The 20,496-nt window shown below is 74.4% G+C and carries 18 protein-coding genes; 9 read left to right on the top strand and 9 right to left on the bottom strand.

The window, feature by feature from the left end; all coding sequences use genetic code 11:
- Positions 1–129: 129 nt before the first annotated feature.
- From IF43_RS0115890 to IF43_RS0115875, 4 genes are all read right to left on the bottom strand, one after another.
- Positions 130–705, bottom strand: a complete 576-nt coding sequence (locus IF43_RS0115890) for a PadR family transcriptional regulator (protein WP_030200246.1) — start codon at positions 703–705, stop codon at positions 130–132.
- Between the two features lie 104 nt (positions 706–809).
- Positions 810–2,048: an FAD-dependent monooxygenase gene (locus IF43_RS0115885; RefSeq protein ID WP_030200244.1), complete on the bottom strand. Its 1,239-nt coding sequence runs from the start codon at positions 2,046–2,048 to the stop codon at positions 810–812.
- 198 nt (positions 2,049–2,246) lie between these two features.
- Positions 2,247–2,861, bottom strand: coding sequence for a dihydrofolate reductase family protein (locus IF43_RS0115880; RefSeq protein WP_030200242.1), 615 nt, complete (start codon positions 2,859–2,861; stop codon positions 2,247–2,249).
- A 133-nt stretch (positions 2,862–2,994) separates the two neighbouring features.
- Complete coding sequence (locus tag IF43_RS0115875) at positions 2,995–3,450, bottom strand: hypothetical protein (protein WP_030200240.1); 456 nt, start codon at positions 3,448–3,450, stop codon at positions 2,995–2,997.
- Between the two features lie 326 nt (positions 3,451–3,776).
- On the opposite strand from IF43_RS0115875, the gene IF43_RS0115870 reads away from it, so the two are divergent.
- The gene (locus IF43_RS0115870; RefSeq protein ID WP_030200238.1) at positions 3,777–4,280 is read left to right on the top strand and encodes an NUDIX domain-containing protein; all 504 of its coding nucleotides are present in this window, start codon (positions 3,777–3,779) and stop codon (positions 4,278–4,280) included.
- A 19-nt stretch (positions 4,281–4,299) separates the two neighbouring features.
- On the opposite strand, the gene IF43_RS0115865 is transcribed toward IF43_RS0115870, so the two are convergent.
- Positions 4,300–6,516, bottom strand: coding sequence for an MMPL family transporter (locus IF43_RS0115865; protein ID WP_030200236.1), 2,217 nt, complete (start codon positions 6,514–6,516; stop codon positions 4,300–4,302).
- A 267-nt stretch (positions 6,517–6,783) separates the two neighbouring features.
- Here IF43_RS0115865 and IF43_RS0115860 point away from each other — a divergent pair, with 267 nt between their 5' ends.
- Both IF43_RS0115860 and IF43_RS0115855 read left to right on the top strand, forming a co-directional pair.
- Positions 6,784–7,974, top strand: coding sequence for a sensor histidine kinase (locus IF43_RS0115860; protein ID WP_234332194.1), 1,191 nt, complete (start codon positions 6,784–6,786; stop codon positions 7,972–7,974).
- Positions 7,971–8,675, top strand: a complete 705-nt coding sequence (locus IF43_RS0115855) for a response regulator transcription factor (RefSeq protein WP_030200230.1) — start codon at positions 7,971–7,973, stop codon at positions 8,673–8,675. The genes IF43_RS0115860 and IF43_RS0115855 overlap by 4 nt, the downstream gene beginning before the upstream one ends.
- Positions 8,676–9,059: 384 nt before the next feature.
- On the opposite strand, the gene IF43_RS0115850 is transcribed toward IF43_RS0115855, so the two are convergent.
- On the bottom strand, positions 9,060–10,505 hold the full coding sequence (locus IF43_RS0115850; protein ID WP_030200229.1) for a glyceraldehyde-3-phosphate dehydrogenase: 1,446 nt from the start codon (positions 10,503–10,505) through the stop codon (positions 9,060–9,062).
- 531 nt (positions 10,506–11,036) lie between these two features.
- On the opposite strand from IF43_RS0115850, the gene IF43_RS0115845 reads away from it, so the two are divergent.
- The 3 genes from IF43_RS0115845 (at position 11,037) to IF43_RS0115835 (ending at position 15,245) form a co-directional block, all read left to right on the top strand.
- The gene (locus IF43_RS0115845; RefSeq protein WP_078910196.1) at positions 11,037–13,148 is read left to right on the top strand and encodes a discoidin domain-containing protein; all 2,112 of its coding nucleotides are present in this window, start codon (positions 11,037–11,039) and stop codon (positions 13,146–13,148) included.
- Positions 13,149–13,274: 126 nt separating this feature from the next.
- Positions 13,275–13,922 carry a TetR/AcrR family transcriptional regulator gene (locus IF43_RS0115840; RefSeq protein WP_051795384.1) on the top strand — a complete coding sequence of 216 codons (648 nt, stop codon included), beginning with the start codon at positions 13,275–13,277 and terminating at the stop codon, positions 13,920–13,922.
- A gap of 72 nt (positions 13,923–13,994) precedes the next feature.
- On the top strand, positions 13,995–15,245 hold the full coding sequence (locus IF43_RS0115835; RefSeq protein ID WP_037888719.1) for a serine hydrolase: 1,251 nt from the start codon (positions 13,995–13,997) through the stop codon (positions 15,243–15,245).
- An 84-nt stretch (positions 15,246–15,329) separates the two neighbouring features.
- Here IF43_RS0115835 and IF43_RS0115830 read toward each other — a convergent pair whose 3' ends face one another.
- The 3 genes from IF43_RS0115830 to IF43_RS0115820 form a co-directional block, all read right to left on the bottom strand.
- Positions 15,330–16,916 (bottom strand): hypothetical protein, encoded by a 1,587-nt coding sequence (locus IF43_RS0115830; RefSeq protein WP_030200222.1) that lies wholly within the window; start codon positions 16,914–16,916, stop codon positions 15,330–15,332.
- 138 nt (positions 16,917–17,054) lie between these two features.
- Entirely contained in the window at positions 17,055–17,249 is a 195-nt protein-coding gene (locus IF43_RS0115825) for a hypothetical protein (RefSeq protein WP_030200220.1), read from the bottom strand.
- A gap of 192 nt (positions 17,250–17,441) precedes the next feature.
- The gene (locus tag IF43_RS0115820) at positions 17,442–18,344 is read right to left on the bottom strand and encodes a LysR family transcriptional regulator (protein ID WP_051795382.1); all 903 of its coding nucleotides are present in this window, start codon (positions 18,342–18,344) and stop codon (positions 17,442–17,444) included.
- Between the two features lie 127 nt (positions 18,345–18,471).
- On the opposite strand from IF43_RS0115820, the gene IF43_RS0115815 reads away from it, so the two are divergent.
- The 3 genes from IF43_RS0115815 to IF43_RS0115805 all read left to right on the top strand — a co-directional run bounded on the left by IF43_RS0115815 (position 18,472) and on the right by IF43_RS0115805 (position 20,447).
- Positions 18,472–18,996, top strand: a complete 525-nt coding sequence (locus IF43_RS0115815; protein WP_030200216.1) for a nuclear transport factor 2 family protein — start codon at positions 18,472–18,474, stop codon at positions 18,994–18,996.
- Positions 18,993–19,280: a hypothetical protein gene (locus IF43_RS38700; RefSeq protein WP_063753340.1), complete on the top strand. Its 288-nt coding sequence runs from the start codon at positions 18,993–18,995 to the stop codon at positions 19,278–19,280. Before IF43_RS0115815 ends, IF43_RS38700 begins: the two co-directional genes overlap by 4 nt.
- A 195-nt stretch (positions 19,281–19,475) precedes the next feature.
- A complete protein-coding gene (locus IF43_RS0115805; protein ID WP_078910194.1) occupies positions 19,476–20,447 on the top strand; it encodes a fibronectin type III domain-containing protein in 972 nt (323 codons plus the stop codon).
- The last annotated feature ends 49 nt before the right edge of the window (positions 20,448–20,496 follow it).

Genomic DNA, 20,496 nt, shown 5'->3' with positions numbered 1-20,496 from the left:
GAGGTCCGTGGGGGTGCGTGCGCGGCGGCGGGCGGGCCCGGGCGGGCGGGGCCCGGCCCCGTCCGCGGGCGCTCGGGGTCCGTGGGCGCTCAGGGTCCGTGGGCGCTCAGGGTCCGTGGGCGGGGGCACCTACGCCGTCGGCGCCGAGGGGGGTGGGCCGGCCAGGCGGTGCAGGGTGGCGAGCACGTCGTCGAGCCAGGCGATCGTCATGCGCTCGTAGGCGATGCCGCCGCGCAGGACGACGTGCTGGAGCTCCTGGCCGGCGTCGAGCGGCGCGGGGGCCTCGGGTCCGGTGAAGTCGCGCCGTTCGCCGGCGAGGTAGTGCGCGAGCCGGTCGCCGTGCACCTGGCGGTGCCGTTCGACCTCGCGGACGAGGGCGGCCGGGTCGTCGAAGGCCGCGCCGCGGATCTTGACGGCGAGGTCGTGGCGCAGGCTCTCGGGTTCGATCGGCTCGTGCAGCCAGCGGGACAGGGCGGTGCGGCCGGGGCCCGCCACGGAGTACTCCTTCTTGTCCGGCCGGCCCTGCTGCGGGACGTCGCGGACGACCAGCAGGCCCTCGGTCTCCATGCGCTTGAGCACCCGGTAGATCTGCTGGTGCGTGGCGGTCCAGAAGTAGCCGATGGACCGCTCGAAGCGGCGGGCCAGCTCGTAGCCGGAGCCGGGCTTCTCCAGGAGGGACACGAGGATCGCGTGGTCGAGCGCCATGCCCCGATCCTTCTATGCAACTCGTTGCATAGACAAGCGTCCGCCGCCGGGTGAGACACGGCTCACCCCGGCGCGCACCCGCCCGACCCCGCCTCCGGTCGCAGCTAGAGTCGACCTCCGGTCAGGGACTGGCCGCCGATGTCCGCCGCGCCGGCCAGCACCTCCTGCCACCAGACCTCGGCGCGGCCGGGGTCCATCGCCGTCCAGTCGGGGGTCTCTTCGACCTGGGCGCGACCCAACCGGCGGGCGAGGGCCACCAGTTCGCGGCCGGCGGGCCCCCGTGCCGCCCCGTACTCCGCGACGAGGTCGTCCCAGGAGGCGGCACTGCGCCAGGCGGCGCCGAACGCGGTCGCGTCCTGCAGGGCCTTGGCCACACCGCTGGTGTTGTGGGGGCGCACCACGGTGGCGGCGTCGCCCGCGAGGAGCACGCGGCCGGCGGCGGTCCGGGGGACCTCCAGGTCGTAGATGGGCTGGACGAAGGTGTCCTCGGGGGCGGTCAGGGCGAGCAGCCGGCCCCAGTACGGCGGGAACGCGCGGTCGAGCAGCTCCGCGAGGCCCTCCGCGAGGCCCGGGGTGAGGTGGCCGGGCGGGAAGCTCGTGGGGTCGTCGAAGCGCAGCGCGCCGTCCTGCGGGGGCACGGCGTACAGGACCCAGTTGACGCGGGTGCCGGCCGGGCCCGGGATGCGGTAGACGACGCAACTGCCGCCGGGGAAGCAGACGGTGGTGACCGCGTCGGAGGGCCACACGTCCTCGCCGAGGCCGTCCAGGAGGCGCGCGTCGAAGTTGCCGCGCCAGCAGACGTACCCGGCGTAGCGGGGTCGGGAGCCGGTGCTGACGGCCTCGCGGACGACGGAGCGGTATCCGTCGGCACCGATGACCAGGTCGTGGCGTTCGGCGGTGCCGTCGGTCAGCGTGACCTCGGGCCGGGCCTCGTCGCCCGTCCCGGACGGGACCGTGACGCCGGCGACCGCGGCACCCTGCCGGTAGACCACCGACGCGGGCGTCGCCTCCCGCAGCCCCCGCCAGAGCAGTCCCCAGTGGTAGGAGTGGAAGGGGAACGGCTGCTCCCAGAACAGCTTCCCGGCGGCCGTCGCACCGTCGCGCACCACCCAGCGGCGCCGGGTCAGCCGGTGGGCGGCGATGCCCCCGGGCAGGGCGCCGGCGGCCGTGAGTTCGGCGGCCCGGTCGTCGTGGATGCACAGGCCGACGCTCCGGTCGGCCAGCTGCCCGCGGGTGCGTTCGAGGACCACCACGCGGTCCGCGCCCGCGCGCGCCGCCGCTGCCGCGAACGCGCAGCCCGCAATGCTCCCGCCGACCACCGCGACCGTACCGCCGCCCCGCATCGCCGCTCCTTCTCCGCTGCCGGCCGGTTCCGCGCGGCCCGCGCCGTCCCGGGTGTCGTCTCCGGTGCTACCGGCGCCATCCTGCCGGACTTGTCCGGACCAGGAAGGAGAACGCGCAGAATGGCCGACTTCGGTACGCCGGGGCGGCGGATGAGGCCGGGAACCGCCCCTGCGGGACCGGGCGGCACGGCCGGGCGGTCAGTGCTGGGGCAGGTGGGTCCTCGCGTCCTCGTACGTGCCGGCGCCGGGGCCGGCGGCCGGGGCGTAGAACAGGTTCAGCACGCCGGTCCGGAACGTCTCGCAGGACACCAGCTCCAGCGGGACGGACGTGTCCGCCTCCTCGAACAGGCGCAGGCCCTTGCGGACGGCGATGGGGTGCACCAGGAGGTTGAGTTCGTCGAGGAGGCCGGCGGCGAGCAGGTGGCGCACCACCGACACGGAGCCGCTGATCCAGACGGGCGAGCCGGTGTCGGGCTCCCCCTTGAGTGCGGCGGCCGCCTCGGCGGGCCCGCCGTCGGCCTGCTCGGAGTTGCGCCAGGTGAAGTCGAGCCGGCGCTTCGACACGACGATCTTGCGGGCGTCGCCGAGGACCTTGGCGAAGGGGGCGTCCTCGCCGCCGGCGGCCTCCCGTCCCGGCCAGGCGCCGGCGAAGCTGTCGTACGTCCGGCGTCCGAGCAGCAGCGTGTCGGCCCGCCCGAGGGTGGTGTCGACCGCCGCCCCCATCTCGTCGTTGAAGTACGGGAAGTGCCACTGGTCGGGGGCCTCGACGACGCCGTCGAGCGAGATGAACAACTGGGCCTTGATCTTCCTCATGCCGGGCCTTTCGGGGGTCGGGCCGTCGTGGGCCCGCGGGGGTGTCCGCGGGCGTCGCCCCCATCCAAGGCGATCCGGCGGCCGGATCCGGGACGACGCCCCGGCCCGGGCGCGCCCGGCCCCCGAGCCGCCCTCAGTCGCGGAACGCGCGCGAGAGCCAGGGGGTCAGGGCCACGCCCGTGACCACCTCCGTGTACGTCCGGTCGCCCGGCAGCGGGACGACCAGGCGGTACCCGGGCGGGAAGAACCGTCCCTTCACGTGCGCAAGGCCGCCCAGCACGGAGCGCACGAACGCGGGGACGGCCTCCCGCGGCACGTCGTGGAACTCGACGCCCTCCACGGTGACCAGCGCGTCGCCCTCCGGGAAGAGCCGGATGCCCACGGCGGGGCTCCCGGCCAGCTCCACGAAGGCCTCGTGCGGCAGCGAGCCGTCGGCGTCGACGGCGGTGAACAGCGGGGCCGAGGTACGGCGGGAGGTCCGGTCCGCGCCGATGTCGTCGACGACCGTGACGGTGCGGCCGTACGCGTCGGCGATCGCGCGCACGGCGGTGACCGCGGCCTGGGTGGTCGACAGGGAGGAGTGGTCCATACCTTTGATCATGCCCGACCGGAACGGCCGCTCCGCGCCCGGGCGTACGGGGCCCCGCCGCGGAGCGGCCCGCGCCCCGGGACCGGTGTGCCCGGCGCACACGGTCGAGCCGTACCACCGCGCACGCCGCGCACGCTCCCGAAGGACGGCACGCCTACCCCCGGCAGGGCCTGTCGGGCGCCGGGCGGGGTAGGGGTCCCCGGAGCCCCAACGGCCCCGCCCACCCCACCTGACGCCCACCCACCTGCCGCCGCCCGCCGCCCGCATCCAACCCGCCCGCCCTGCCCCACCCCACCCCGACCCCACACCGCCGACAGGAGCGGACCATGAGCGCCACCTGGCTGCCGCCCGAGCAGTACGCCGAGACCGTCATGAAGGCCACCGCCTTCGCCTGCCTGTTCTTCACGGACGAGCACGAGCGGCCGGTGCAGCTGCGCGCGACCTATTCGCGCACCCACCCGTGGCAGTGGCCCGGCGGGACCATGGACCCGGGCGAGCGGCCGTGGGAGACGGCGGTGCGGGAGTGCCGCGAGGAGACGGGGCTGGAGTTCGGCGGGCCGCCCCGGCTGCTGGCCACCGTCTTCGGACTGCCGGGCGCGGAGTGGCCGTACGCCACGGTCGGCTTCGTCTTCGACGGCGGCCGCCTGTCCCCCGCCCGCATCGAGGCCATCACCCTGGACCCGGCGGAGCACGACGCCGTGCGCGTCCTGACCGTCGAGGAGTGGCGGAAGCACATGCCCGAACGGGACTTCGCCCGCCTGGAGGCCGTCGTGGCCGCCCGGCGCAGCGGCACGCCGGGGTACTTCGACACGTGGGACTGGGGCCCGTAGGCCGTCGTCGGCCCGGCGGTCAGCGGCCGCCGCCGGCCGCGTGCTCCGGGACCGCCGCGGGCCGCCCCTCCGGCGCCCCGGCCCGGTCCGCCGGGACAGGGCGCACCGGCCACCACAGGGAGCGGCCGAGGAGGGCGGCCGCGGCCGGCACCAGGACGGACGAGAGGACGAACGCCGACAGCAGGATGCCCAGTCCGGTCGCGAAGCCGATCTGCCGCGTGCCGGGCGCCGCGTCGACGGCGAGGCTGCCGAAGGAGGCCGCCAGGACGACGCCGGCGGTGGCGACGGCCGGGACGGTGTGCCGGACGGCACGGGCCACGGCCGCGCGCGCCGGGCCGGGCCGGGCCATCTCCTCGCGGATCCGGTCGCTGACGAGGATGTTGTAGTCGGTGCCGAGGGCCACGACGAAGAGGAACAGCACCAGCGGCAGGACGAAGTCGACGCCCGGCTCCCCGCGCAGGTGCTGGAAGACGAGGGCGGACGCGCCGAGCGTGGCGGCGAAGCCCAGGCCGACGCAGACCATGAGGACGGCCGGCGCGAGCAGGCTGCGCAGCAGGACGAGCAGGATGACGGCGATCAGGGCGGCCGCGACCGGGAACACCCGCCGCAGGTCGTGGTCGACGGCGGTGGCGACGTCGGCGAGCACGGCGGCGGTGCCGCCGACGTGGGCGACCAGGCCCGCCGGGGTCCGGGCCGCCACGGTGGCCCGGACCGGACCGGAGACGACGTCGCGGGCCCGCTGCGTCCGCGCGTCGGCGGTGAGGTACAGGTCGATGCGGGCGGCCGTCCGGTCCGCGTTCAGTACCGGGGTGCCGACCCGGCCCACTCCCCCGACCCTGGCCAGGGCTCCGGGGAGGTCGCCGAGTGCGGCCGGGGTCAGACGGCGTCCGTCCGGCGCGGTGACGTAGACGGTCGCGGGGTCGGACACGCCGGCGGGCAGTGCCCGCGCGATCTCGGCCGCGGTGGCGGCGGCCGGCGTGCCGCGACCGCCGCCGGGCCCGCCGAAGTCCATGCGGACGCCGTGCAGTCCGGCCGCCAGCGCGCCCAGCAGGGCGACGGAGGCGAGCACCAGGGCGAGCGGGCGGCGGGCCACGAGCGAGGCGAGGGCGGCGGCCGCGCCGGCGCGGGGTGCGCGGGTCAGGGCCCGGGAGGGCCAGAACATGCGGCGGCCGGTGACCGCGAGCAGCGCCGGCATCAGGGTCAGCGCGGCGAGCAGCATGACGAGCACCGACACCGCGACGGCGGGGCCGAGCACCCGGAACTGGCCGAAGGTCGCGACGCCCAGGGTGGCGAAGGCCGCCACGATGGTCAGGGCCGCGGAGGTGATCGCGGTGCCGACGCGGCGGCTGACGTCGGCGGCCACCCGGCGCGGCGGCAGCTCGGGACGGGCCCGCAGTTCCTCGCGGAAGCGGAAGAGGAGGAAGAGCAGGTAGTCCACGCCGATGCCGATGAGGACCACCCCGATGAGGCCGGGGGTGGAGGTGTCGAGCCGGATGCCGGTGAGCAGGGCGGTGCCGACGACGGCGCCGGTGGCGGCGCCCCCGATGACGGAGACCGCGATCAGCGGGACGAACGCGGCGAGCAGGCTCCGGAACACCAGCACGTGGATCAGCATGATCAGGACGGTCATGAGCAGCCCGACGACCAGCCGCGTCGGCTCGTCCGCGTCGGCGGTGTCCACGAGGTCGGCCAGGCCGCCGGTGAAGCCGGTGCGCAGTCCGGCGGCGTCGAACTCCGCCGCCGCCCGGTCGCGGAAGGCCCGGTAGAGGTCGTGCAGGCCGGGGTCGGCGGTGTTGCCCCGCAGCTGGACGGCCAGCAGGTCGAACCTGCCGTCGGGGGCGGTCATGGCGTGCCGGACCTTCGGGGTCTGGGAGTGGTCCAGGGCCAGGAGGGGCGGCCGGTCCTCGGACGGCGGCATCGGCACCCGCCGGCTGCCGAGGTGCGCGGCGGCCGCCCGTATCCGGGCGTGGTCGGCGGTGGTGAGGGGCCGGCCGTCGGGCCGGGCGACCAGCACCGTGACCGTGTCGGCGTCGGGCTCCACGCCGAACCGGTCCTGCGCGATGCGCAGCGCGGCGGCCGAGTCGTACGTACGGGGCAGGAAGTCGCCCCCGGCGCTGCGGGTGACGCGCGGGACGAGCGCCTGGCCGAGGACGGTCAGGGCGATGCCGAGCACCGCCCACAGGGCGATCACCCGCCATGGGTTGCGGGTGGCGAATCCGGTCAGGGCGCGGATCACGGAGGGGCCTCCGGCGGTGGGGTGCGGTCGGCGCCGGGTCCGTCCCGGGGCCGGGCCGGGTGTCCCCCGGCCGCTGTCCAGCTCATCAGCGCGGACGGGGCGGAGCGTCGGGGCCGGGAACGAGATCGCGGGTGGGAGCGCGGGCCCGGCGGGGCGGCCGACCAGGACCGTGCTCCCAGAGGGGACGGGCCCGGGGGTGGGGGACGCGCACGGGAACGCGGTGGGAGAATGGATCACCGGGCGGGCCGTGAGGGGGGACGAGGGACGATGCCGTGGACGCGCAACGACGCGCTGGTCGCGGTCGGGGCCGCGGCCGTCGACCTGACCGGCTTCGCGCTCGCCAGCCAGAGCGGCTTCGGGCGCGTGCCCGCCGTCGGCTGCCTGCTCATGACGGTCTCGGCGCTGCCGCTGCTGGCCCGGCGCCGCGCCCCGCTGCCCGTACTGGGCGCCGTCCTGCTGGCCGGGCTGGGGCTCAACCTGAGCGTGCCGACGCCCCAGCACTTCAACGCCGCCGTGGTCGTCGCCCTGTTCACCGTCGTCCGTTCCCGGGGCCCGGCGGTCGCGGTGGGGGCGGGCCTCGCGAGCGCGGGCGTACCGCTGGTCGGGCTGACGCGGTGGCCGCCGCCTGCGGTCGACGTGGCGGCGAGCGCGGCCTCGGCGTTCCTGGTCGCCTGCGCGGCGCTCGTGGTGAACCGCTGGCAGCGCGACGCGGAGGCCCACCGCCGGCTGCTCGCCGACCGCGCGGTCGCCGCCGAGCGCCGGCGCATCGCCCGCGAGCTGCACGACATCGTCGCGCACCACATCACCACCATGCAGCTGATGGCGGGCGGCGCGCGGGCCAATCTGGCCGGCGACCCCGAGGTGGTGCGTGAGGCGCTGGTGGAGCTGGAGGGCTCCGGGCGGATGGCGCTGCGGGAGATGCGGCAGCTGCTGGACGTCCTGCGGGCCGGGGACGAGCCCGGGCCCCCGGCCGGGGACGAGCCCGGTCCGGCCGCGCCGGGGCCCTGGATCGACGCCCCGCAGCCCGGGATCGGGGACCTGCCGCGCATCGTCGCCGAGTCCTGCCGGGCGGGCCTGCCGACCTCGTTCGACGTACGGGGCGAGGAGCGCGCGCTGCCGCCGAGCGTGGGGCTGGCGGTGTTCCGGATCGTGCAGGAGGCGCTGACGAACGCGCGCAGGCACGCGGCCGGGGCGCGGACTTCCGTGGTGCTGGCGTACGGCGCGACGGAGGTGCGGGTGGACGTGGCGGACGACGGCCGCGGAGCGGGGCCGGACGCCGCCGGTTCCGCGACCGGCACGGCACGGGAGCGGGCCGGTGGCCCGGGGTACGGGCTGGTCGGCATGCGGGAGCGGGTCGCCCTGCACGGCGGGACCCTCGATGCCGGGCCGGTGGCCGGGGGCGGGTTCAGGGTGGCCGCGCGGCTGCCGCTGGCACTCGCGGACGGGAGGGCGTCGTGAGCAGGGGGCCTTCGGACCGGCTCGGCGGCGGGGCGCGGGTCCGGGTGCTGATCGCCGACGACCAGCCGCTGGTGCGCCGCGGCCTGGCCCTGATCCTCACGCCCGACCCGGCGTTCGAGGTGGTCGGGGAGGCTGCCGACGGGGCGGAGGCCGTGGAGCTCGCGCACCGGCTCCGTCCGGACGTGGTCGTCATGGACATCCGGATGCCGGTGCTGGACGGGGTCGCCGCCACCGAACGGCTCGCCCGGGAGCTGCCCGGCTGCCGGGTGCTCGCGCTGAGCACCTTCGACATGGACGAGTACGTGGTCGCCGCGCTGCGCGCCGGCGCGTGCGGCTTCCTCCCGAAGGACGTGTCGCCGGAGGACCTGGTGGCGGCGGTGCGGGTGGTGCACACCGGTGAGGCGGCGGTCGCGCCGCGGCTGCTGACCCGGCTCATCTCCGCGTACGTGCGCACCCCGCACCCTCCCGGGCCGCCGTCCGCGGCGGCGCCCGGGGACCTCACTCAGCGGGAGGCCGAGGTGTGGCGCCTGATCGCGACCGGCCTCGACAACGCGGAGATCGCCTCGGCGCTGGACATCAGCCCGTCGACGGTGAAGAACCACATCACCGGGGTGTTCGCGAAGCTCGGGGTGCGCGACCGCGCCCAGGCCGTGATCACGGCGTACGAGACGGGACTGGTCGCGCCGGGCGGCGGCCGCTGACGGGGCGGGACCGCCCGGGGAGCGCCGAGGGGCGCTGAGGGGTGGGGGCGCGGCCAGCGGCGGTGTCGGGGTGGGCTCGCTTCGTGGGGTCGTCCCGTGGTGTGTGGGTCCCCTCGCCTCTTGAGGCGTCATGGCCTGCAGGCCCTACGGCAGGCCCACCCCTGGGGCTTCGGGGCTGCGCCCTGGCCTTCGGCCACCCCAGGCCCGGGCCTGCCTCCGGACCAGCCTGCCATGACGCCTCAAGAGGCTTCCCCACACACCACGGGACGGCGGCTCTCGTGGGTGGCGGGAAACCCTCGCGGGAACGCTAAAGGCGTCCGGCCCGGGCACTGAGCCCGGGCCGGACGCCTCACGCTACGCCGTCACGGGGACGGCACGACCGGTTCAGGCCCGCGGGGCCGGGAAGGTCGGGTACTCGACGCCCGAGACGTGCTGGACGACGCGGATGACCTGGCACGAGTAGCCGAACTCGTTGTCGTACCAGAGGTAGAGGATCGCGTTGTCGCCGTCGACCTTGGTGGCGCCGGCGTCGACGATGGAGGCGTGGCGCGAGCCGACGAAGTCCATCGAGACGGCGTCGGGGGCCGTGGTGAAGTCGATCTGGCGCTTCAGGGGCGAGTTCAGCGAGACGTCGCGGAGGTACTCGAGGACCTCGTCGCGGGTGGTCTCGCGGCCCAGGCGCAGGCTCAGGATGGCGATCGAGACGTCCGGGACGGGGACGCGGATCGAGCTGCCCGTGATGGGCGCCTTGAGGTCCGGCAGCGCCTTGGCGACGGCGGAGGCGGCACCGGTCTCGGTGATCACCATGTTGAGCGGCGCCGAGCGGCCGCGGCGGTCGGCCTTGTGGTAGTTGTCCAGCAGGTTCTGGTCGTTCGTGAACGAGTGGACGGTCTCCACGTGACCGCGCAGCACGCCGTACTCGTCGTCCATGGCCTTCAGCGGCGGGACGATGGCGTTGGTGGTGCAGGACGCGCAGGACAGGATCTGCTCGTCCGGCTTGATCATGTCGTGGTTGACGCCGTGGACGATGTTCGGGACGTCGCCCTTGCCCGGAGCGGTCAGGACGACCTTCTCGATACCGGGGCGCAGGTGCTTGGAGAGGCCCTCGCGGTCGCGCCACTTGCCGGTGTTGTCGATGAGGATGGCGTCCTTGATGCCGTACGCCGTGTAGTCGACCTCGGACGGGTCGTTGGCGTAGATCACCTTGATCGCGTTGCCGTTGGCGACGATGGTGCTGTTGGCCTCGTCGACCGTGATCGTGCCGTTGAACTGGCCGTGGATCGAGTCGCGGCGCAGCAGCGAGGCGCGCTTGACGAGGTCGGCGTCGCCGCCGCCGCGCACGACGATGGCGCGCAGGCGCAGGCCGTTGCCCGAGCCGGCCTTCTCGATCAGGAGGCGGGCGACGAGGCGGCCGATGCGGCCGAAGCCGTAGAGGACCACGTCGCGCGGCGCGCCGCGCTCGATCTTGTTCTCACCGGTGGCGCCGGCGACGGCCTCGGCGGTGAACTCCTCCACCGACAGACCGCGGTCGTCGGCCTTGTACGTGGCGGCGAGCATGCCCAGGTCGATCTGGGACGGGCCCAGGTCGAGGGTGGTGAGGGTCTGCAGGAACGGCATCGTCTCGGTGACCGAGAGCTCCTCACCGGCGATCTGCCGGGCGAACCGGTGGGTCTTGAGGATGCTGACCACCGACTTGTTCACCAAGGAGCGGCTGTGCAGCAGGACGGTGACGTCCCGCTCGCGCTGCAGCTTCCCGATGATCGGGATCATCGACTCCGCGATCTCCTCGCGGGTCTTCCAGTTGGTGAACGAGTCGTCGTTGACAGTCACAGGATTATCTTTCGAGCTAGGCGGCGCTCATATGCTAACCCCTCCCATATTTGATCGATCAAGGGGTGTCCACCGAGCGATACGTCACAGGCTTCGCCCGGGCTTGTCCTTGTTTGAAGGGGGCCGGCCGCGCCGGGGCCGGGCCGGCCGCGCCCGGAGCGGGGCCGGCCGCGCTCGCCGGGGGCGAGGACGGCGAGCGGGTCGCGGGGCCGGGGCGGGACGAGGCGGCGAAGCACGAAGGCCCCCGCTCGGATCGGGCCGCACTCGACCCCGCGCGGAGCGGATCCGACGGGGCATCAGGTCAAGCGTCCCGGACCCTTGACTCTTTACGCACCAGTAGCGATTCTCGGAGCGGATCCATGAGCGCGGACATGTCAAGAAGGCCTGTCGCGTCACACGACGCAGGGAAGGGCCGCGCGTTCCGCGCAGCACCGCCGCACTGCCGTACCGCCGCACTGCCCGTACCGCCGCACCGCCGTACCTCCGCAATGCCGCAGAGCGTCCCCACCGCCCGAAGACATGGACGTACCCATGACCCCACATCCGCGCCCGGCGCCCCCGCGCCCGAGGGGCGCCCGCTCCCGTTCGACCAGGCGGCCGGCGGCCGTCCTGTCGGTGATCCTCGCCGTGGTGGCCGTACTCCTCGGCCCGGCCACCAGTTCCTCCGCGGACACCACCCAGGAGGGCTGGTGGAACCCCACCGCCCGCCCCGCCCCCGACTCGCAGATCAACGTCACGGGCGAGCCGTTCAAGGGCACCGACGCTGACGGCAAGGTGCGCGGCTTCGTCGACGACCACGTCCACCTGATGTCCAACGAGGGCTTCGGCGGCCGCCTCATCTGCGGCAAGCCGTTCTCCCAGGACGGCATCGCCGACGCCCTCAAGGACTGCCCCGAGCACTACCCCGACGGCTCCCTGGCCGTGTTCGACATGATCACCAAGGGCGGCGACGGCAAGCACGACCCCGTCGGCTGGCCCACGTTCAAGGACTGGCCCGCCCATGACTCGCTGACCCACACCCAGACGTACTACGCCTGGGTCGAGCGGGCCTGGCGCGGCGGCCAGCGCGTCCTCGTCAACGACCTCGTCACCAACGGGGTCATCTGCTCGGTCTACTTCTTCAAGGACCGCACCTGCGACGAGATGACCGCCATCCGCCTGGAGGCGCGCAAGACCTACGAGATGCAGGACTACATCGACAAGATGTACGGCGGCCCGGGCAAGGGCTGGTTCCGCATCGTCACGGACTCCGCGCAGGCCCGCGAGGTCATCAAGCAGGGCAAGCTCGCCGTCGTCCTCGGCGTCGAGACCTCCGAGCCCTTCGGCTGCAAGCAGATCCTCGACGTCGCGCAGTGCAGCAAGGCGGACATCGACCGCGGTCTGGACGAGCTGTACGGACTGGGCGTGCGCAGCATGTTCCTGTGCCACAAGTTCGACAACGCCCTGTGCGGCGTGCGCTTCGACTCCGGGGCGCTCGGCGTGGCCATCAACGTCGGCCAGTTCCTGTCCACCGGCACCTTCTGGAAGACCGAGGAGTGCACCGGTCCGCAGCACGACAACCCCATCGGCCTGAACGCCGCCGCCGCGCCGGCGGCCGTGAAGAGGCTGCCCGAGGGCGTCTCGTTCCCCGGCTACGCGGCGTCCGCGCAGTGCAACTCCCGCGGCCTGACCGACCTCGGCGAGTACGCCCTGCGCGGGATGATGAAGCGCAAGATGATGCTCGAACTCGACCACATGAGCGTGAAGGCCGCGAACCGGTCCCTCGACATCCTGGAGTCGGAGAACTACCCGGGCGTCATCTCCTCGCACAGCTGGATGGACACGGACTGGACCGAGCGCCTCTACAAGCTCGGTGGCTTCCTCGGCCAGTACATGAACGGCTCCGAGGGCTTCACCGCCGAGGCCCGCCGCACCAAGGCGCTGCGCGAGAAGTACCACGTCGGGATCGGCGTCGGCACCGACATGAACGGCGTCGGCGGCTGGCCGGCCCCGCGCGGGGCGGACGCGGCCAACCCGGTCAAGTACCCCTTCCGCAGCGCGGACGGCGGGTCGCTGCTCGACCGGCAGGTCACCGGCCAGCGCACCTGGGACTTCAACACCGACGGCGGCGCCCACTACGGCATGGTGCCGGACTGGATCGAGGACATCCGGGTCACCGGCGGCCAGGACGTGGTCGACGACCTGATGAAGGGCGCCGAGTCCTACCTCGGGACGTGGGGGGCCTCGGAGCACCACCGCGCCGGGGTCGACCTGGCGGCCGGCGCACCGGCCGCGGCCTCCTCGACCGAGTGGTGGAACCCGTTCGTGAGCTACGCGCCCGGCCGGGCCGTGGACGGCGACCGGGGCACCCGCTGGGCCAGCGAGTGGAGCGACGACCAGTGGCTCCGGCTCGACCTCGGATCCACGCAGCTGGTCAGGAAGGTCGTCCTCGACTGGGAGCGGGCGTACGGACGCGGGTACCGGATCGAGCTGTCCGCGGACGGCTCGAACTGGCAGACGGTATGGTCCACTTCCGAGGGCGACGGAGGCCTCGACACGGTCCGGTTCGCCGGCACCCCGGCCCGCTACCTGCGGGTGCACGGGGTGACGCGCGGCACCGGGTGGGGCTACTCCCTCTACGACGTGGGCGTCTACAGCGACTGACGCCGCCGCGAGACCCTGGGCCGGGGCCGGCCGGATCAGCACCTCGGATCCGGTCGGCCCCGGCCGCTTCGTACGGGGCCACGGCGCGGCCGGCGGGCACGGGAACGACAGCGAAGGGACCACGACATGGCACGCATGCCCTCGGCCGAGCGGCGCCGGCAGCTGACCGAGGCGGCGATCCGCGCCATGACCCGCGACGGGGTCCCGAACACGACCACCCGGTCGATCGCCGCCGAGGCGGGCGTGTCGCTGAGCGTCTTCCACTACTGCTTCGAGTCCAAGGAGGCGCTCCTGGAGTCCGTCATCGAGGCCATCACGGAGCACTACATCGCGGTGGTGCGCCAGGCGCTGCGCCCGCGGGGCACCCTCCGCGAGACGATCCGCGCCGGGTTCCAGGCGTACTGGGACCACGTCTGCACCCGTCCGGGCGAGCACATGCTCACGTACGAGCTCACCCAGTACGCCCTGCGGCGCCCCGGGCTCGGCCACCTGGCGCGCCGTCAGTACGAGATGTACTCCGCCACGTTCCGCGAGCTGATCGAGGAACTGCGGGCGGCCACGGGCTTCGCGCCCCGGGTGCCCGTCGAGCAGCTGGCCCGCTACCTGGCCGCCATGACCGACGGGCTGACGCTGAACTTCCTGGTCCTCGGGGACGCGGCGGCCGCGGCGGACCTGCTCGACACGATCACGGACCACGTCGTGGGGCTGGTCGACGAGGGGCCGGGGGCCGGGACGGCGGGAGCCGAGGGGGTCGGGGCGGCACGCTGTCTGTGATCTTGCGTAGGCTCGGGCCAGCGGTACGCGACCGCGAACCGCTTCTCTCACCCTGACCAGTTGAGGAGACCCGTGCGCCTGTCGATCGACCGACGCCTCGCCCTCGGTGCCGCCGTGCTCACCGTCGTCGCCGCGGCCGCCCCCGCCACCGCCGCCCCGGCCGCCGGGGGACGGCCGGCCCTGCCCGCCCGTACCGCCACCGCCCCGGCCGCTCCGGCCCCCGACATGGACGGTGTCTCGCAGGCCCTGCGCAACACCCTGGCCGCCGGCGCCCCCGGCGCCATGGCCCGCTTCACCGGCCCGGACGGGGTGGAGTTCCGCCGCGAGGGCGTGCAGAACCGCGTCACCGGCGCAGCGATGGACCGCCACGCGCGGTTCCGCGTCGGCAGCATCACCAAGACCTTCTCCAGCGTGGTCCTCCTGCAGCTGGTGGGCGAGGGCAAGGTGAAGCTGGACGACCCGGTGAACACCTACGTCCCGGGGCTGCTCCCCGACGACCGCATCACGGTCCGCCACCTGCTCACCCACCGCAGCGGCCTGTCCGACTACACCAACGCGATGTTCGCGAACACCGTCCCCGGCTTCGAGGCGGTCCGCAACCGGGTGTTCACGTACCAGGAGCTGGTGGACCTCTCGCTGGCCGAGCCGCGCACCACCCAGCCGGGTGCGGCGTACTCGTACTCGAACACCAACTTCGTGGTGGTCGGCATGATCATCGAGAAGGTCACCGGGCGCCCCGTCGCCAAGGAGTACGAGCGCCGCATCATCAAGCCCCTGGGGCTGTCGAACACGTCGTACGTGCACCCGGACACGGCCATCAAGGGCCGGCACGTGAACGGCTACCTGCACCCGGACGAGGAGGGCGCGCCGCTGGTCGACTCCACCGAGCAGACCGTCTCCTGGGCCCAGTCGGCGGGCGCGATGATCTCCACGGAGGCGGACCTGAGTACTTTCATGTCCAGCCTGCTCAAGGGGAGGCTGCTGAGCGCCGACCTGCTCGACGCCATGACCACGGTGACCCCCACCGACGCCACCAACACCCGCTTCTACGGGCTCGGCCTGCGCCGGTACAACCTGTCGTGCGGGACCCAGGTGTTCGGCCACACCGGCACCGTGCAGGGCTTCTACTCGTACGCCTTCACCACGCGCGACGGCGAGCGGAGCCTGAGCGCGATGGCGAACACCTCCAACCGGGGCGCCGCCAACACCGCCCTGGGCGGCACGCTCGAGGCCGCGTTCTGCGGCAAGAAGACGGCCCCGTCGGTGGCCCGCCGCGGCTTCACGGTCGCCCCGGCCGAGGCCGACCTGCCCGAGCGCCGCTGACGCCCTCCCCCGCGTCCCCGCGGTACGGGCGCCCCGTCCGGGCGCCCGTACCGCGGGCCGGTCCCGACCGCCGCCGGGCCGGCGTCAGCCGTCGTCGCGGACCGCCACGATGCCGTTGAACACGCCGACGTACGCGGTGCCGTCCGGGCCGAGGGTGATCGGGGCCCAGTTGTTGTCGTACAGCGGGCCCGTGCCGGTCAGCCGGCGCCAGCGCCGCTCGCCGGTGCGGAAGTCGACGGCGGTCAGGTACCAGGCGTCGATGCCCCAGACGTTGGGCTCCTTCTCGTAGAAGTAGAGCAGCCCGTTGGCGGTCGACAGCTTCGGTACGGTCGAGGGGGACCGGATCGCGCTCTCCCACACGGTGTCGCAGCCGCTGCCGTCGGGGCGGACGTCGATGCGGGTGACGCCGCCGACCACGCTCTTGCCCAGCAGCAGGCTGGTGACGTTCTCGTAGCCGTAGTTGTTCTCGACGACGAGGCTGTTGCCCCAGCTGATCAGGGAGTTGTCGGTGGTGGACGCCCCGGCGCCGAAGACGGGGACCCGGCACACCAGGCGGTCGCCGTCGGCGACGTCCCGGCCGCGGCGGAAGACGAGGACGTTCATGCGGTCGTCCGCGTTGTCGGTGATGGCCACGTAGCCGCCACCGGGCGCCGCGGGGTCGCCGAACAGGTCCGGGGTGGTGCCCGAACCCTGGTTCACCGAGCCGGGCTTGGTGCCGGTGCCGCGGTCGTACGTCTGCCGCCACTGGACGCGCGGGGTGCCGTCGGGGGTGGCGGCGAAGCTGTAGAGGGCGTGGTCGGTGACGATGGAGACGCCGTCCTCGGCCACCGAGAAGGAGTTCTGGATCTCCTCGCCCGTCAGCTGCACCGAGCGGATCGCGGAGGTCCGGGGGTCGACGGTGCCGACCCGGCCGAGCCGGGTCACCCACCAGATCCGGCCCTGCCAGTCCGGCATGACGGAGGTGACGGGGTCGCAGGTGCCGCTGGGCCACAGGTTGGTCCAGCCGATGCAGTCGTGCGGGACGACCCCGGTCAGGTCCCAGTCGTCCGCGACCGTGAAGCTCCAGGTGCCGTCGGGGCCCTGGGCGTGCGCCAGGCGCAGGACGTGCTGGCGGGAGTCGGCGAGGACGGCCCGGTCCTGGTCGTCGAGGTAGAAGTACGCGCCGCCCGAGGTGTCCTTGAAGATCTTCGAGAAGTCGAGGCGGGTGACGGCCTCGACGGTCGAGGACCGTTGCGGCAGCGCGTACTCGGCGAGGGTGTCGAGCGTGCGCGGGTCGAGGAGCTTCACCTCGAAGCCCGCGAAGGTGCCGCAGACGGTGACGAGGCGGCCGCCGGAGTCGAACGTGGCGGTGGCGCACTCGCCACCGAGGGCGGCGATCTTCCTGCTGGTCACCCGCGGGTTCCGGCCGAGCGGCCCGGACCAGGGGTAGGTGGCGCTGCCGGCGGCGTCGGCGTGCATGCCGCTGCGTCCGCTGGGCGCGAGGAAGGGGTGCTGCGGCGGGGCCTGGCCGGGGACGGGCGCCGCCGTCGCGGGTGCCCCGTCGTACTGGCTGACGAGGCGGTGGCCGGGGGCGTTGGGTATCCCGTCGGCACGGGCGGGGACCGCCCCCGTCAGGGCCGCGGCGACCGCCAGGGCCGGCACCACTGCGCAGTTCAGCGCTCTTCGGAACATCCGGGAATTCCTCCGTCTTTCGGGCGTACGGGGTCGCGCCGCCGCCCGACGGTAGAACCCGTTGCCCGAGGAATCCATACCGGCGGGTCATGATTCACGCACGCGCAACACGGGTGTCGTGAAAGGGGGTTGCCGGCGTCAGGGCCGCAGGCTGCCGACGACGTCCGCGGTCGCGGACAGGCCGTCGTGGATGGTGGGCGCGATGCTGCTGCTCGCCAGGTAGAAGCCGAGCAGCAGGCACACCAGCGCGTGGGAGAACTTCAGCCCGCCGCTGCGCACGAAGATCACCGCCAGGATGAGGAGCAGCAGGATCACGGAGATGGAAACGGCCATCGGAACCTCCTACGCCGCATCGGCCACAGAGGAGGGGTCCGGGCTTGCCCGGCCCGTGCGGCCGGGCCCGGAGGATGCGGCATTCGGCCCACATCGTGGCGCAGTCGCGCGGCCCGACGGGGGAACGACGTGTCGGCCGTCCGGGTGGTTGACCGAGGGTGACGGGCGCGGCGCCCGGCGGCGGGGCCCCTCTCAGCCCCCGGACGCGGGGGCCCTGAGCAGGTCGAGGAAGCGGTCGAGGAGCACCGACTCCCGTTCGGCGTGCCGGACCAGGTGCAGCGTCGTGACCGTGTCGGCGACGGGGCGCGGCGTCACGCCGACGCGGCGCAGCACGCGCATGGAGTCGGCCAGCACGGCCGCGCCGAACCCCGCCGCGACCAGGGCCAGGACCGTGGGGACGCTGCGTCCCTCGGCGGCGACGAGCGGGCTGACGCCGGCCCGTTGGGCGAGGCCGATGACCTCGTCGTACGAGCGGGGCGAGACCTCCCGCGGCCACAGCACCAGGGGCACCTCGCCGAGGACGCGGGCCGGTACCGGCGGCAGTGGCCGGCGGCCGCGGGCCAGCCGGTGCTGCTCGGGGAGGAAGAGCGTGAGCGGCTCGCGCCACCAGGGCTGCGTGCGCAGCCGGTTGTCCGCCAGCGGCAGGCGCTGGACCGCGACGTCGTACGTGCCGTCGAGGACGCCCCGTGACATCTCCTCGTCGTCGAAGCTCTCGATGAGCCGGAGGTCGACGTCGGGGAGTCGGGTGCGGACCGTGCCGAGCGCGGCGCCCAGCGGGCCGTTGATGCCGGAGCCGGCGAACGCGACGGTGAGCCGCCCGGTCCGCCCCTGCGCGGCCCGGCGCACGTCCTCGAGCGCCGCCTCGGCCCCGGCGAGCACGGCGCGGGCCCGCTGGGCGAGCGCCAGGCCGGCCGGGGTGGCGGTGAGGCCGCGCCCGGTCCGGACGAACAGTTCGGTGCCCAGGCGGCGTTCGAGGTCGCGGAGCTGGCGGCTGAGGGTGGGCTGGGTCAGGTTGAGGCGCCGGGCGGCGCCGCTCACCGTGCCCTCTTCCGCGACCGCGACGACGTAGCCGAGCAGTCGGAGTTCCATGTCCATTCCATGCCTCCCGGGCATGGATCGTATAGACCGGCATGCCCATCGGGCGCCCTGGGGCGGATCGTGACGGAAGGTGGAGACGTCCCCGGGCGGCCCGCCCGGGAGGACGACCACCAGGGAGGGACCCATGAGCACGACCGCCGCGACCACCGCAACCGCCGCGACCACGACGACCACCGCCACGACCGACGCGCCCACCGCCACGACCGACGCGACCGCCGTCGTGGACGCCTACTTCGCCGCCTTCGGCGCCCGCGACATCGACCGGGCGCTGTCCCTCGTCGCCCCGGACGCGGTCTGGACGGTGCCCGGCGACCCGCGGATCGTGCCGTGGGTCGGGGTCCGGCAGGGACACGACGCCCTGCGGGACTTCTTCACCGAGCTGTTCACCGCCAGCGAGCCCCTCGCGTTCGAGGTGCACGGCATGACCGAGGTACCTGCCGGGCCCCCCGGCCACGGCACCAAGGTCGTCATCCCCGGCCGCTTCGCCTACCGCTTCACGGCCTCCCGGCAGATCCTGGACGACACCTTCGTCATGGTCTTCACGATCGCCGACGGCCGGATCGCCGCCTACGACATCTTCGAGGACTCCCTCGGCCTCGCCCGCGCGTACACCGGCGATCCCGCCCTCGGCCTCCCGGCCGCCCCGTGAGCGCCCCGGGCGCGCACCGCCGGGCCCTGCTGACCTGGCTCGCCGTGTACCCGGTCATCACCGCGGTGCTGGCGGTGCTGGGGCCGGCGTTGGCCGGACTCCCCCTGCCCCTGCGCTCCCTGGTGCTCACGGCGCTGGTGGTGCCGGCGGTGGTGTACGTGGTCCTGCCCGGCTACGCCCGTCTGGGCCTGGCCGTGGCGGGGCGGTGGCCGCGGCCGGCGGGGCCACCGGGGCCGGGCGCCCCGACCGCTCCTGCACATCGATCGCAGTGGAACAGGACGTGATCGGACACGTCGGGATCCGCCGCCCCGACGACCGCGGCGCGCGCCGCTCCGCGACGGAGCGGCGACCGCAGGGTCTTGATGTGTCCACGACGCTCGTGTCATATATGTCCAGACCTTTGAACCCGGTCCCGGGAGGAGCTCGACGGGGAGCCTGCAGGGGCTCGACGGGGACCTCGCGAGGGAAGGAGGGCGGCCGTGCGACGCACCGTCGGCCCGGTCCTGGTCCTGTGCTGCCTCCTGTGCTCCGTCCCGTTGACCGCCTGCGGCGGCCCGGGGGCGGACACCGATCCGCCGCCCTCCCCCGCCGGGCTGACGGCCGAGTCCGGGAGCGCCACCTCGGCGCACGTGATGTGGGAGGCCGCCGATCCGCGCGCGGGCGTCACCGCGTACCAGGTCTTCCGCGACGGGGTCCTGGTGCGCGAACTCCCCGCCGAGCGGACCATGGTGGACGTCGACGGCCTCTCCCCCGCCACGCGCTACGCCTTCACCGTCCGGGCCCGCGACGCGGCCGGGAACCTCTCGGACCCCACCGGCGCGGCCCGGGTGACGACCGCCGCCCGGGCGGCACGCGACGTCCGCGCCCCCGGCGCCCCCGCCCGGCTCACCGCCCGGGCCGAGGACGGCCGCACCGTACACCTGGTCTGGTCCGCCGCCCGCGACGACACCGGCGTCACGGCGTACGACGTCTACCAGGGCGGGGTACGGGTCCACACCGCGGGCGGCCGCGAGACCGGCACGCGCCTGACGGGGCTGCGCCCGCACACCGCGTACGCGTTCACCGTCCGGGCCCGGGACGCCGCCGAGAACTCCTCCCCCGACAGCCCCGCCGCCCGCCTCACCACCCCCGCGGCGCCGGACACCGGTGGCACGGTCCCGGTGGACTTCCTGGCCACGGCCGCTCCGGGCACGGTCGAGCTCTCCTGGACCTGGCCGGACCCGGCCCACCGGCCCCGCGCGTACGAGCTCTGGGTGAACGGGCGCCCGACCACGGTCGTCCAGTGGGGCGCCGACGCCGTGCCCGTCGGCCGCACCGTCCAGCGCCTCGACGCCACCGGGCCCGGAGGTACGGTCTGGACCGTGAAACTGCGCGCCCGGCTGCCCGACGGCGGCTGGGGCGGCTTCTCTCCCGAACGATCGGTCACGCTCGTATCCGCGGGATCAAACTGACCGTTCGCTCGATGACTATTCGATCAACAACGATCACCCGGGCGCGCCT

Origin of the sequence: Streptomyces sp. NRRL S-87 (assembly GCF_000719335.1) — a bacterium.
GTDB lineage: Bacteria > Actinomycetota > Actinomycetes > Streptomycetales > Streptomycetaceae > Streptomyces.
This window is presented reverse-complemented; position numbering and strand designations above follow the sequence as displayed.

Bases quoted from the DNA above. Each gene is read 5' to 3' on its own strand.
- IF43_RS0115890 (WP_030200246.1), bottom strand. From the start codon at position 705: ATGGCGCTCGACCACGCGATCCTCGTGTCCCTCCTGGAGAAGCCCGGC.
- IF43_RS0115885 (WP_030200244.1), bottom strand. From the start codon at position 2,048: ATGCGGGGCGGCGGTACGGTCGCGGTGGTCGGCGGGAGCATTGCGGGC.
- IF43_RS0115880 (WP_030200242.1), bottom strand. From the start codon at position 2,861: ATGAGGAAGATCAAGGCCCAGTTGTTCATCTCGCTCGACGGCGTCGTC.
- IF43_RS0115875 (WP_030200240.1), bottom strand. From the start codon at position 3,450: ATGGACCACTCCTCCCTGTCGACCACCCAGGCCGCGGTCACCGCCGTG.
- IF43_RS0115870 (WP_030200238.1), top strand. From the start codon at position 3,777: ATGAGCGCCACCTGGCTGCCGCCCGAGCAGTACGCCGAGACCGTCATG.
- IF43_RS0115860 (WP_234332194.1), top strand. From the start codon at position 6,784: ATGCCGTGGACGCGCAACGACGCGCTGGTCGCGGTCGGGGCCGCGGCC.
- IF43_RS0115845 (WP_078910196.1), top strand. From the start codon at position 11,037: ATGACCCCACATCCGCGCCCGGCGCCCCCGCGCCCGAGGGGCGCCCGC.
- IF43_RS0115840 (WP_051795384.1), top strand. From the start codon at position 13,275: ATGGCACGCATGCCCTCGGCCGAGCGGCGCCGGCAGCTGACCGAGGCG.
- IF43_RS0115830 (WP_030200222.1), bottom strand. From the start codon at position 16,916: ATGTTCCGAAGAGCGCTGAACTGCGCAGTGGTGCCGGCCCTGGCGGTC.
- IF43_RS0115825 (WP_030200220.1), bottom strand. From the start codon at position 17,249: ATGGCCGTTTCCATCTCCGTGATCCTGCTGCTCCTCATCCTGGCGGTG.
- IF43_RS0115820 (WP_051795382.1), bottom strand. From the start codon at position 18,344: ATGGACATGGAACTCCGACTGCTCGGCTACGTCGTCGCGGTCGCGGAA.
- IF43_RS0115815 (WP_030200216.1), top strand. From the start codon at position 18,472: ATGAGCACGACCGCCGCGACCACCGCAACCGCCGCGACCACGACGACC.